Here is a 12,297-nt window from a genome sequence, read left to right on the forward strand (position 1 = left end):
ATACCATGTTATTTATTTTCGGCACAAAAACGATAGGAAAAACAATCAAAACAGGCTCTTTTTATTGCCCCCAATGCGACGACAATCGCCCTTATCAATTACAGAATCATAGACGTTATTTCTCCCTTTTCTTTATCCCTGTACTTCCACTTGAAAAGCAGGCTGATACACTATCTTGCGATTTCTGCAGAACTGCTTACGTTCCGCAGTCTATTTTATCGCCTTCTGAGTATATACCCACGTATTTAAATGGCGATATAGAAAACCAGCGATTAGCGTCTTTTGGCAAACGCATAGGCAGTTATTTGATAGACCTTATCCTATTGGTACTGCTCAACTTCCCATTGGCCATCCTTGCTGGCAAAATGAGTGCCTATCTACCCAGCAATTACATTCTAGTATTTACACCGGTATGGCTACTCTACTTCTTCTTGATGGAATGGTTGCTCCAAGGAACCCTTGGCAAGAAAATCGTTGGAATTAAAATTGAAAGCGAGAACAAAAAACGATCGATCTCCGTATTCCAATATTTTATACGCAGCGTTATCAAGATGATACCCATCATCAATATCATCTTATTCTTTAACGACAAGCGCAAAGGTTGCCACGATTTTGCTGCCCATACTGTCGTCGTAGAATCATAATTAATAATAAGAACTATAAAATGGACGATAATTTCCTGAAAACAACTGGATGAATCCGAATAATGACGTATTATTTCCGTTATAAACGTAACAAAGAAGCTGTCCTATATTTACAATTCGCTGTTTATAAATTACAATCCGCATTATTTCACTAAAAAAACGTCTTTTTTCAAAAATCGGCATGATTATTAGTTAGTAGAACAATATATATAATTGTAAATTCGCCCCCTGAAAATAACCAGCTAATGATAAAAACAGCTATAATTGAAGATGAGCCTGCCGTACGGGAGGAAATCATCTATTTGTTACGCGACGAGAAAGACATTGAAATAATAGGCTGGGCAGATAGTGTTTCCACTGCTACCGAGTTGATTGAGCAAACTCAGCCCGACCTATTATTAATGGATATACAGTTAGGCGATGGTACTGCCTTCGATGTTTTAAAAAAACTAAACCCTGTTCCTGAAAACATCGTATTCATAACAGCTTATAACCAATTTGCCATAAAAGCCATCAAATATGGCGCACTTGACTATCTTTTAAAACCTGTAGATCAAGAAGAATTAACTGAAACTTTAAGCCGTTACCGCAGTAAAAGGGACAAAAATCCACAATGGGCACAGCAACTCAATCTGGCTCAAGAATCATTAGCCACTGCCAATGTATTACCCGAGCATATTACGTTGAGTTCGCTCAACAATGTACGTGTTGTGGCAGTAGCTGATATACTATACTGCAAAGGAGATGGTCCTTACACCTTCTTTTTTCTTAATAACGGCAAAAAAGAACTCGTTTCCAAGCCCCTCAAATACTATGAAGATCTATTGCCCGCACCTTACTTTTTACGCAGCCATCAGTCTTATCTAGTCAATAAAAACTATGTATCAGGCATCAATCGGTCCGAGTTTATCGTTCTCAAAAACCAAGAGGAAATCCCTGTATCTTCCAGAAGAAGAAATTATATAATTAACCTATTATCGGCGAATAAATGAGATACTCGTTACGCTACCTCTTAGTTCTATATCTATTTGTACAAGCCTGTCAGAATAAGCCAAACGAAGAAGTCGCTAAAAATACGTTAGCTACACAAATCAAAGAGCTTAACGATATCAAGCCGAATCCAGGAAATATAGATTCACTGATGACTGTTTGGCATGAGCTGGACAGAAAAGCAATAGAAGGAAAAGACACCGTTCAGTCTACAGATATTAAATACAATCTAGCTCGTCTATACGCTATAAAAAAAAGTGATTCTGCACAATACTATGTGGAGCAGGCCCTAGAGCTTATAGAACCTACGAATGGCAATCTAAAACAAAAAGCCCTTATTTATAATGGAATGGGGAATATCTGGGCGGAAAAAGCAAAAGAACACCAGGCAAACTATTACTATAACAAAGCAGCGGCAATTGTATTGAGCGACAGCACTGTACCTTTATCTCTTGACGCTAGAGGTATTATGCTACTATCAGCGGCACAAAGTAATAGAATCTTATTCCAATTCGACCTGGCACGTAAGATGCACGAAGCAGCAATACCGATTACTGATAGTCTGCCTGAAGGTCACCTTTACAAACAGCGTGTTCTCGTACAGTCCATACAGATGATGGCCCTGGACAATACACCGGCAGACACTATGAAAGCTTATCTGGACAAGCTTGAAGTACTTCATCATGAGCAGCCTATGTCTTATGACATCAGCTTTTACTATGAGTGTAAAGCCAAGTATTTTGACCGTATAAAACAGTTTGACTCACTGTATTATTACCAAGAAAAGAAAAACCAACTCGATGAGGAGCGCTTCCAGTTCTCTACCATCAATAGTGTTTCAGTCAATACCATGTTTATTAGCTATGTCAATGTAGCTGCAACATTGATTACGCTCAAACAGCCAGCAAAAGCTTGGGAGGCATTTATAAAGGCCGGACGTATCATGAAAGAACACGAAGACCTTATCGACACCAACAACCAGATTCTTTATCAACGCAATCTAGCTTCTCTGTACCAACTGGAAGGTAATAATGAATTGGCGTTTACTATGATGAATGGCATCTACCAGCTTCAGCGCGAGTTTTATCAGTCCAAAAACAATCAAGCCGTAGCGGAGATGAATGCTTTGTATCAACTGCAGGCCAAAGAACGCTCTATACGTACCTTGAACGACCAAGTTGCTATCAATAAATTGCAATTACAAAAGAATAAACTCTTACTCACTATCACCGTATTGACCGTAGTACTTCTTGTCGGTGGTATATGTTTCCTGTATTACTTCTTCCAACAGCGAAAAGCGAGACAAGAGAAAGAGAAAATACTGTTACAACAACAACTACTGCGCACCCAGATGGAGCCACACTTCATCTTTAACACTCTCGCTGCTGTACAGAGCTTCGTTCGTCTGGACCGAAAAGACATTGCTATCAAATACCTCAATCGCTTTAGCCGACTGCTCCGAAGCAGCCTAGAACTTAGCCGAGAGAAAGAAGTCCCCCTTGATGAAGAAATCGAAGCCCTAGACAATTACCTCAGTCTACAGCAGATGCGCTTTGAAGATGCATTTGCTTATGAACTGAATATCCCTGACGAACAGGATCTTGGTGCAATAATGATTCCTCCGATGCTCATACAGCCCTATGTCGAAAATGCAGTCTTACATGGTGTAGACTTTAACGAGCGTACCGGACGGGTTGTAATTAACATGAAGCTACAGGATGATGTCCTTGAGGTTACTATCACAGATACAGGTAAGCTGCAGGAACATAAAGTCAATACACATCGATCACTTTCTGGAGCAATCAGTCAGGAACGTATTATGTTATTGGGCAAAAAAGCCAAAATAACAAGTGGCCCCACTGAAGGAGGGCTAGGGACTAAAATCGTTTTGCTAATTCCTGTTGTCTATGCATAATGCTCGGAGACTATAAATAAAACAGGGGACGGGCTTATTCCGTTACGTTTAGGAGATTCTTGTTTTTCACAATAAGATAGCGTTGTTTTTCCAAGGGTAAAAAACCGTACTCGTAAACGAAGTAGTAAGTCTGTCCCTTTGATGTTAGTAAGTCATGGGTATGATACTCCTTGTCAAACCCCAGAGTGAGTAGCCGGTCTTCATTCACCTGTACCATCTTCTCATTCCTGAGCAGTCCCAATAGTATTTTTCTGTTCTTATAAAGCTGCTTATTGATTTTTCGAACGATATTGTTATCATCCGTATTGCGACGGTTATTGTAGCTACTACGACAAGCATCATTACAAAAACGCTTATCAGAACGCCCTTTAATAGGGGTCAGGCACTCCAAACACTCTTTCTCTTTCATAATTTAACTTTCATTTATCCGTTTATATCCGATTATAAACGGATATAAACGATTAACATCCGACTATTCGTTATAGCTGGTTATAATTTTGGTTAACCCTTTGGCAATCAATTCAGAAATTGCTGCAGGTGAAATTACTTATATTTTTTGATAATTTAAATTTAATGAAAATGAATGCTTTAATGAATCAAGTCCAGCTTATTGGACGTTTAGGTGCTGATGCGGAAATCAAAACTACAAGTCAAGGAGCTAGAGTCTCTAATTTCAGAATCGCCACGAATGAAAGACTTAAAATGAACAATGGACAATGGAGAGAACTTACCCAGTGGCACAGCTGTGTAGTATGGGGGGAACTAACCAAAATAGTGGAAAGATTTGGTCACAAAGGAAACTTGTTTATGATATCTGGCGCTTTACAATATCATGAATATACAGATTCTCAGGGTATCAAAAGAAACGTTGCCGAGATCAAAGTGAGTCAAATATTAGTACTGGATAGCTCCAGATCAGGAATACCAAGCGAGGTAGAAGAACAGGAAGAGATTGTTTAAAAATATCCCAGCCACATTTAACAAAAAAGCCGGAACTTCTCCTGAGAGAATCCGGCTTTCGTTAAAACTAACTTTATCAATTAAAAATCGAAGCCAGCCACTTCGGCTATCTTCTTAGGAATATCCGTATTGTCCAGCTTTTGATGGAATGTTTCAGCGCCCTGCCCAATAGCATATACCGGTACATAGGCTGCAGAATGATTTTTAGAAGACCAAGCTATACTGCCCAACTTATTCAGCAATTCAATGCTGAGTGTTGCAATCTTGTCGTCACTAGCGTACAGACTTTTTTCAGTTTCATTGTGATGATCAATAAAACTCTTTTTATAGGCCTCATAAATAGGAGCTTCTGCTTTTTCCGACACCTTTAATACAGACCATAGTCCAAGGTTATCACCTAGCAGCTTCTTCACTTCATCCCAACCCGCATTTGGATTATTTTTTCTCAGCTCACCTATTTTAGCTGATAGCGCACCTTGCGATACCTTTTGATGTGCCAATACCTTCGTATTCAATGTAGAACTCCCGTTGCCTATTCCCAAACCACCTGTCTCATGGTCAGCAGTCACCACGATAAGTGTCTCCTTCGGATACTTGCGGTAGAATTCATAAGCAAGTTTTACTGATTCATTAAAATCCAATACTTCATGTATAGTTGTAGCAGCATCATTCGCATGGGCAGACCAATCGATCTTACCACCCTCCACCATCAGGAAGAATCCTTTATTATTATTCGTGTTTAACGAGGTGATAGCTGCTTGAGTGATATCTGCCAATTTAAAATCACCAGCTTCCTGGTCAATGGAGAACTTGAGCGCATCTGCGGCCGTGCCATCAATATTCATCAATATCATGCGTTGTCCTTTGTTTTTCTCCTTATCGAAGCCCGCTTTACCTTTTACGATTTTATATCCTGCCTTTTCCAATTGAGGAACCAGTGCGGGCATTTCTTTTTTGTCAAATGAAGTATTCGGTTTTAAGAATCCAGAACCTGCAAAGAAATCGAAATTAGATTTGATAATATCCTTTCCGATCTCGTAATACATATCCCTATCAGCTTGATTGGCATAAAATGAGGCAGGGGTCGCATGATCAATACTCACGCTTGTCGTGATTCCTACCTTCATACCTTTTTCTTTGGCAGCATAAGCGATACTTTTATAAGGAATAGTACCTGTGCTATCCATACCTATCACACCATTCTTCGTTTTCCTTCCCACCGCCAAAGCAGTACCACCAGCACCGGAGTCTGTTACTCCATGTGACAACGAGTTCGTGGATGCAAAACCAACGTAAGGAAATTTAGTAAACACCAAGGGTTCTGTACCATTCACACCTTTCAACTCAGCTTGATGGATTTCGGCCAAATTAACTTGGTTCAATCCCATACCATCACCAATCAGATAGAAGATATACTTAGGTTGCTGTCCAAATACATGAACGCTAAAAATAATAGATAAGAATAGTAAAGAAAATCTTTTCAACAGCATAGTAAATTTAAATAGTTTGGTCAAAGATAACATTGGAATATAAAGTTATTGTTAAACTACACAAATAAAACCACTCAAACAAAAACGTTACACCTTTGTTAAGCTATATGGTAACCAATAAATTTGTAACGTTATGGAAAACAATATCTTGCAAAACATCCAGTCATACTTCACCGAAGAAGTAATAGACAAGCTCGCCAATCACTTGGGAGAGGATAGAGAGAAAGTAGCTAAAGGGGTCAATATCGCTGTTCCCTCACTTTTATTAGGGCTTCAGAGCCAATCAAAGGAAGGACTTACCAGCATCTTCCAGTCTGCCAAACATTTGTTTGCTAGTTTTGACCTACACGATGCCCTTGGTAAATATTTTGCCAAGGACGACAAGGGTGAAAGCGCACATTTCGAAAGCGACAATATCGCTAGCGAGATATTCGGTGACAAATTTATGGGTATTACACAGTCCATAGGCAAGTACCTTGGCATGAGCTCCGAATCCGTAAACAGCCTATTTGGTGCTTCCATACCGGCGGTTATCTCTGGAATAACCAAAAAAGGAGGACATTGGGATGTTGCCGAAGTTGGTCAATTGCTTCAGACCAATCGTTCTTCATTTGCTTCCGCCATTCCTGCCGGGCTTGGATTGGGAATGTTTGGCAGTCTCTTTGCAAAAGCCGATGTGGCCAAAGAACTTGGTGGCCCCGACAGCAGCCAGCCAGCCACCGCAATTCCAGAACCAGCCATAGTGCATACCAAACAGAGGGCTGACAAAGCCAAAAAGGGAGCAGGCATATGGTGGATCCTCATCTTAGTGCTTATTGCGGCCCTATGGTTTTTATTTGGAAAAGGATGTAACGGAGATAAAACCACAAACCCAGAGAAGGCCAATACCTCTTTGGATAGCAATCAAAATACAAAGCCTGATAGCAGTGCGAAGAACCATCTGGTAGATGTCAAACTTCCGGATGGCAACAGCCTGCAGGCATTCTCTTCAGGCATAGAAGATCAACTTGTACAGTTTCTACAGTCTGATTACAAAACATGGACAGACGAACAGCTCAAAGCAAAATGGTTTGACTTTGACAACCTCAATTTCGAAACCAACACAGCTACCGTTACACCGGCCAGTCAGGTACAACTGGTCAACATCGCACGTATTCTCCGTTTATTCCCAGATGCCAAGATCAAAATAGGAGGGTACACTGACAAAACGGGCGATGAGGCCATCAATAAAAAAGTATCGCAAGAACGTGCCGACGCTGTAAAAAACTACTTAGAGAAAGAGGGCTTAGGTACGCAGGTAGTGGGGGCAGAAGGTTACGGTTCAGAATTTGCCCAAGCCGCATGGGATGCCCCAGATAAAGAACGGGCCAAGGATAGACGTGTTGCTATCAGTGTCAGAAAATAAAGTTTACGGAAAGAAATTCTCTACCTTAATAAAACAGGGGGTGTTCCAAATAGAACACCCTTTTTTCATTCCACTCCAACTATATCAAAAGTTTCCTTACTTTTGAGCGACGGCCTTTTACCGAGGCCTTATGTCGTGTTCAAGAATGGATATACTTATAAAAAAACAGTTAGAGCAGGAGTTTGAAACCTATATGTTTGGGTTTTTCAATGAATTCAAAAGCTTTTCGCTTGAGGACTTTGGAAACTTTGCTACTACGTTACTGAATTATTACATCAATAATAATAGACTGTCTCCGTCGGACAAATCCGAGGCTTCCTATTATTTGACCACCCTTTATAATAAGGGCATAGGCAACCGTATTACAGAAGAGCATTTACAAGTGATTTCCAAAACCATTGCCGATGATTCGTCCATAGATTTTATGGTCGCGCAGCGCTTATTCTAAGCCCTCTGGGGGATTCGGCCCGTGGAATGTCCATACTAGATTCTTCACCGCGTACCCCGACAGTTCCGCGTAGCCTAGGTACTTGTCCCTTACTTCGGTAGGTATTGTCTTTGTGCGGGATAGAATCCACATATAGTCCAGGTTATCGCCAAATACCAAAGCGTACTCGTAGTTACCATCGATATGCATGATATGATAGCCCGAGTAGAAAGGTCCAAAAAATGAAACACGCAAGTTTCCTGCATTCGGTTCTCCCGCCAGCTTCGCCTTACCCACGGATTGCTTAAACTTTTGCGTGCGCATATGAATACCGCTATTCACCACCCGTATACTTCCATCTTCATTTGTGCTGTATTCCGCCTTCACATCCTTTAGATTCTTCTCCCAATAAAAATCCATACGTGCTATCTCATACCACACCCCGAGGTAGCGGTCCAGTTCAAAATCCTGTATAACTGGAAGCTTGCTTTTCACAGGTTTCCATATATTGTAAACTACCGCACCAGCAGCAGCACCAACCAACAACAAAAGTGACTTCTTTTTATCCATATCAATTTAATAACAGACATACCCTATAAAAGTTTAATCTATTTTTTAGTTTTGTAAAAATAAAAGATTTGTATTCTAGAGAAGAAGTAAAAAAACTGAAAGAGGAATTCTGGACCACCTTTGGTCAGTACATGGTGGGAATCACCTCTTCTGATAGCGAAAAAATCAACTGGGTCAACTACAAGACCGGAATCAAGCAGCTCTATTTTCGAATGGATGCATCCAACAAGTCCACTATAATCATGATAGAAATGACACATCCCGACCAAGGTATCCGAGCACTGCTATACGCCCAATTTGACGAGCTGCGCCATATCCTGCACGATACATTAGGAGAGGAGTGGGACTGGTACCCTGAGTATCACGATGACTATGGAAAGCAAACCACCCGTATAGCCTGCACACTAGACAAGGTGAGTATCTTTAAAAAAGAAGACTGGCCCAAGCTTATTTCTTTTCTAAAGCCACGAATCATTGCCTTGGACGAATTCTGGTCCACCGCCAAATATGCATTTGATATTTTTAAATAACTATAATGAAAACAACAACAATACGCTTAGTCGCTTTACTACTAGTGTTATTCACCTTTGGACAACAGCAGCAAGTATTTGCCTGGGGTATGACAGGACACCGTGTCATTTCCGAAATTGCCGAGCAGCACCTCAGCAAGAAAGCCAAGAAAAACATCGAAAAGATTATCGGTAAGCAGCCCATCGCTTACTGGTCCAACTGGGCCGATTTCATCAAATCAGACCCAGACCCCGCCTTAAATAAAACAGGTTCATGGCACTTCGTCAATACACAAGGCAACCTGAGCTTCGAGGACTTCACCGCTACATTAAAAGCATCGCCAGAAGACAACCTTTACAAAGCTTACCTTCGCATCAAAAACGAAACCAAGGGCAACAAAAACCTGAGCCCCCTACAACAGCAACAGAACCTCTACTACCTCGTACATCTATTTGCTGATGCCCACCAGCCTATGCACGTCAGTAGAGCCGAAGACCTTGGTGGTAATAAAATCGAAGTTTCTTTCTTTGGCCGCAAAACCAATATCCACCGCGTTTGGGACTCAGATTTGGTAGACAACGAAAAATACAGCTATACCGAATACGCACGTGTACTCGATATCTTCAACAGCAACCACTATCGTCAGTACCAGTGTTCTTTTGAGCAGGCGCTTTACGAATCGCATGAACTCGCCAACAAGATATATAAGGACGTCGAGTACAACGCCAATCTAAGCTACAAATACATCTACGACTACAAGTACATTATGGAAGAATGCCTACTAAAAGCAGGCATCCGTCTTGCGTACGAGTTGAATGAAATTTACGGCTAGTTACCGCTCTTAACGTTGTCGATTAAGGAGCTTTATACCCACCACGACAGCATCAGGAGAACCTGTCCCGTGTATTGAGCGAACATAATCTACGCGAAATAAGCGGTACTTACCCCAACCGACATTGTCAAGCCCTACCGAGAATTCTTGGTAGGGCTTTCTTTTATCCGTGCTCAGCAGATGATATCCAACAACCGTCTGCAGTTGCAATTTATTGATCCCTGGGATCTTGTTGAGCAGATATCCCTTAAAATTGTGTTCAGCATGCAGTTCCAGATAAGCCTTATTCGTACTGTGGCTATAATAAGGCATTGCCAGAAAACTGTTGAGGTATCTGCCTGACGTACCGATATGCGTACGGTTACCGTTAAAATGCTTAAAGTCCGTAAAAGCAATACCATCCGCATTCAAGAATGTGCCTGTGGATAGCCTATAGCCCAATATCCCTTTATTGCCGAAAGTCACATCCTGTCTCAATACTAAAGTAATCTCCTGAAAACCATACCCTTTATAAGAAGCAGCAAAAGCATTACTATATCCCAGCTGTAGCACAGGATAGCGCATATCGTGATTATAATCGATACGATTAGGCTTCTTATCGATCTGCGTATTGAAATATATCGTTGCCTTTAGCTCCGCCTTCCACAGGTCGTGGTTCACAAATGCCGGCACTCCCGTGTTATCTATATCCATCGGATTATTGGGTGTGTACGGTCTATTCGAAGAGAAAAATGTATAGTCCGTCTCATTAAACACATTCCTCCGTTTAAAATAACCCAAAGAACCCACCATTTCCAGGTTAGGGTGTACATACTGCTTGTAAGTAGCCTTCAGGAAATCATCGCGGTACAGCTTCATATAGTTATCCCCCCAAACCAAGCTATACACTGTATTAAATTCCGGTGGTATCGGATTGTCCGGATTAAATTGCTTCAGTACACTTCCTCCGGTCAGCCCCAGCGTGGCATACGAAATCGTATTGAAACGCAATTGTACATTCCCTGCTGTATAAAGCTTTTTGTCCGCCAGCCCATAGTTAAACAGTACAGCTGCCTGATAATAACGTCCTATGTCGCTGTCTCCCTTTGTTGCTGATAGCCCTGCTTTAAAATTCCATCCTTGCACCGTATTGAATAAAGTCCATGATAGCGAAAGGGGAGAGCTGTATCGTATCGTCAATTTGTTAGGTGTATTTTGATAACGGTAGCCCAAGAGCACGTCCTGTAGACGGAAGCGACTGCGCAAGCGATCTATTGAATCAATATAAGCCGGCGAGCTCGTTATCAGTCTCAAGCTATCCCTACGATGGTAATCCCTCACTTCATCCGTAATCAGTGGCACCTTCCGCATCTGCTCCCAATAACCTGCATCTCTCTGGTTGGCATCCGCATTAAATTCACTGCTTATTCTGCCAAAGGTCCCTTTATCAAATTGATCTACGTACTTATAATTGGTAAAGCTATGCGTAAAATGTCCCTTAAAACGTAAGCCCATGATTCCCGCCGTAAAATCCAGCGTCTGTAGCTGTTTGGACCACAATCTATTGCTATTGTTGTACGTATATTGCTGTCGCAAATACAGCGTATCCAGTACAGGCTGATTGATACTCGTTCCCTGCAGCACAAAATCCAAACCATAAACCTCCCAACTATCTTCAACGATATATACAATGCCCTCCACCACCGGCTCCGATTTACGCTTGGCCTCCACCTGTATCTTATAAATCAACTGGTCTTCCTCTTTCCACGAAGCCAATAGTTTATACTTATAATAAGAAAAAGCCTGGTCCGCAATAGGGCTAATTATCTTCGTCATACCTAAGCTGATATAATTGTCATATAAATCAAACGCTGTACCCTCAGCACGGTTGAAACTAAAGCCTTGATTTTCGCCACTAATCTTGGATGCCACAATAGTTTCCTTCATCCTATTTGGCTTATCGACCACGAGATGAGACACCGTCTCTGATAGGTATAACATCCCGGAACCCGTACTGTCCAGCAACTGATTGTCATCTTCCAACTTAGCACCCAATATTTTTTTTGGCAGATTGATAGCAGTCAATGAACCTTTAGAATAAAAGTCTGCTTCAAACTTATCCCTTGCTTCGGCATTCTTGTTCCTATTCGCAATCGCTTTTTTAATCAGATTGTCAGCAGGGTTCATTGCCGAGCGGATCACCACCTCTTCAATAGCATAAGCCTCCTCCTGTAGCGTGACATCCAGCTTATGTGGCTGTTGTACTCCCGATAGCGAAATCTTCTTCGTCTCGAAGCCGAGACGCTGTACCACCACAATAACCGAAGAGGAGGGAAGCTCTTTAATTTCGTAAAAACCCTCCCTATTCGTCGATGTAGCGATATATGTATCTTGTATACTTACAGTTACCGCCCCCAATGCATTGCCATGGCTATCTGTCACTCGTCCACGTACCTGCCCCCAGCCCAGACTACATAATAGAGTCAATAACCAAAGAATTAAAAACTTGATAAACCAGTACATCTCGCTTATTTATAATGAATTGACAATAACAGCTAAAGGTAATAAATTCAAC

General features: G+C 41.4%; 12 protein-coding genes. 8 read left to right on the plus strand and 4 right to left on the minus strand.

Annotation, left to right across the window (positions count from 1 at the left end):
* Positions 1 to 5: 5 nt before the first annotated feature.
* From CLV99_RS05055 to CLV99_RS05065, 3 genes are all read left to right on the plus strand, one after another.
* A complete protein-coding gene (locus CLV99_RS05055) occupies positions 6 to 644 on the plus strand; it encodes an RDD family protein (RefSeq protein ID WP_133583391.1) in 639 nt (212 codons plus the stop codon).
* A gap of 245 nt (positions 645 to 889) precedes the next feature.
* A complete protein-coding gene (locus CLV99_RS05060; protein WP_133583392.1) occupies positions 890 to 1,636 on the plus strand; it encodes a LytR/AlgR family response regulator transcription factor in 747 nt (248 codons plus the stop codon).
* Complete coding sequence (locus tag CLV99_RS05065; protein ID WP_133583393.1) at positions 1,633 to 3,549, plus strand: sensor histidine kinase; 1,917 nt, start codon at positions 1,633 to 1,635, stop codon at positions 3,547 to 3,549. Before CLV99_RS05060 ends, CLV99_RS05065 begins: the two co-directional genes overlap by 4 nt.
* 34 nt (positions 3,550 to 3,583) lie before the next feature.
* On the opposite strand, the gene CLV99_RS05070 is transcribed toward CLV99_RS05065, so the two are convergent.
* Complete coding sequence (locus tag CLV99_RS05070) at positions 3,584 to 3,958, minus strand: hypothetical protein (RefSeq protein WP_133583394.1); 375 nt, start codon at positions 3,956 to 3,958, stop codon at positions 3,584 to 3,586.
* 170 nt (positions 3,959 to 4,128) lie between these two features.
* Between CLV99_RS05070 and CLV99_RS05075 the strand changes: the two genes are divergently transcribed.
* A complete protein-coding gene (locus CLV99_RS05075; protein ID WP_162850029.1) occupies positions 4,129 to 4,509 on the plus strand; it encodes a single-stranded DNA-binding protein in 381 nt (126 codons plus the stop codon).
* 80 nt (positions 4,510 to 4,589) lie between these two features.
* Here the strand turns inward: CLV99_RS05075 and CLV99_RS05080 are convergent, their stop codons facing one another.
* Positions 4,590 to 5,993, minus strand: coding sequence for an alkaline phosphatase (locus tag CLV99_RS05080; protein WP_246032694.1), 1,404 nt, complete (start codon positions 5,991 to 5,993; stop codon positions 4,590 to 4,592).
* Between the two features lie 139 nt (positions 5,994 to 6,132).
* Here CLV99_RS05080 and CLV99_RS05085 point away from each other — a divergent pair, with 139 nt between their 5' ends.
* Both CLV99_RS05085 and CLV99_RS05090 read left to right on the plus strand, forming a co-directional pair.
* A complete protein-coding gene (locus CLV99_RS05085) occupies positions 6,133 to 7,404 on the plus strand; it encodes an OmpA family protein (RefSeq protein ID WP_133583397.1) in 1,272 nt (423 codons plus the stop codon).
* A 145-nt stretch (positions 7,405 to 7,549) separates the two neighbouring features.
* Positions 7,550 to 7,852, plus strand: a complete 303-nt coding sequence (locus CLV99_RS05090) for a hypothetical protein (protein WP_133583398.1) — start codon at positions 7,550 to 7,552, stop codon at positions 7,850 to 7,852.
* On the opposite strand, the gene CLV99_RS05095 is transcribed toward CLV99_RS05090, so the two are convergent.
* A complete protein-coding gene (locus tag CLV99_RS05095) occupies positions 7,844 to 8,401 on the minus strand; it encodes a lipocalin family protein (RefSeq protein WP_133583399.1) in 558 nt (185 codons plus the stop codon). The genes CLV99_RS05090 and CLV99_RS05095 overlap by 9 nt on opposite strands.
* Positions 8,402 to 8,469: 68 nt before the next feature.
* Between CLV99_RS05095 and CLV99_RS05100 the strand changes: the two genes are divergently transcribed.
* Both CLV99_RS05100 and CLV99_RS05105 read left to right on the plus strand, forming a co-directional pair.
* The gene (locus CLV99_RS05100) at positions 8,470 to 8,931 is read left to right on the plus strand and encodes a DUF4268 domain-containing protein (RefSeq protein ID WP_246032695.1); all 462 of its coding nucleotides are present in this window, start codon (positions 8,470 to 8,472) and stop codon (positions 8,929 to 8,931) included.
* 5 nt (positions 8,932 to 8,936) lie between these two features.
* Positions 8,937 to 9,743, plus strand: a complete 807-nt coding sequence (locus tag CLV99_RS05105) for a S1/P1 nuclease (protein WP_133583400.1) — start codon at positions 8,937 to 8,939, stop codon at positions 9,741 to 9,743.
* Positions 9,744 to 9,752: 9 nt separating this feature from the next.
* Here the strand turns inward: CLV99_RS05105 and CLV99_RS05110 are convergent, their stop codons facing one another.
* Entirely contained in the window at positions 9,753 to 12,245 is a 2,493-nt protein-coding gene (locus CLV99_RS05110) for a DUF5686 and carboxypeptidase regulatory-like domain-containing protein (protein ID WP_133583401.1), read from the minus strand.
* Positions 12,246 to 12,297: the final 52 nt, after the last annotated feature.

The sequence above is a fragment of the Sphingobacterium yanglingense genome, assembly GCF_004363245.1.
Lineage (GTDB): Bacteria > Bacteroidota > Bacteroidia > Sphingobacteriales > Sphingobacteriaceae > Sphingobacterium > Sphingobacterium yanglingense.

What these genes read in the sequence shown, in the direction of transcription:
- CLV99_RS05055 (WP_133583391.1), top strand. Translation starts at nt 6, where the DNA reads ATGTTATTTATTTTCGGCACAAAAACGATAGGAAAAACAATCAAAACA.
- CLV99_RS05060 (WP_133583392.1), top strand. Translation starts at nt 890, where the DNA reads ATGATAAAAACAGCTATAATTGAAGATGAGCCTGCCGTACGGGAGGAA.
- CLV99_RS05065 (WP_133583393.1), top strand. Translation starts at nt 1,633, where the DNA reads ATGAGATACTCGTTACGCTACCTCTTAGTTCTATATCTATTTGTACAA.
- CLV99_RS05070 (WP_133583394.1), bottom strand. Translation starts at nt 3,958, where the DNA reads ATGAAAGAGAAAGAGTGTTTGGAGTGCCTGACCCCTATTAAAGGGCGT.
- CLV99_RS05075 (WP_162850029.1), top strand. Translation starts at nt 4,129, where the DNA reads ATGAATGCTTTAATGAATCAAGTCCAGCTTATTGGACGTTTAGGTGCT.
- CLV99_RS05085 (WP_133583397.1), top strand. Translation starts at nt 6,133, where the DNA reads ATGGAAAACAATATCTTGCAAAACATCCAGTCATACTTCACCGAAGAA.
- CLV99_RS05090 (WP_133583398.1), top strand. Translation starts at nt 7,550, where the DNA reads ATGGATATACTTATAAAAAAACAGTTAGAGCAGGAGTTTGAAACCTAT.
- CLV99_RS05095 (WP_133583399.1), bottom strand. Translation starts at nt 8,401, where the DNA reads ATGGATAAAAAGAAGTCACTTTTGTTGTTGGTTGGTGCTGCTGCTGGT.
- CLV99_RS05105 (WP_133583400.1), top strand. Translation starts at nt 8,937, where the DNA reads ATGAAAACAACAACAATACGCTTAGTCGCTTTACTACTAGTGTTATTC.
- CLV99_RS05110 (WP_133583401.1), bottom strand. Translation starts at nt 12,245, where the DNA reads ATGTACTGGTTTATCAAGTTTTTAATTCTTTGGTTATTGACTCTATTA.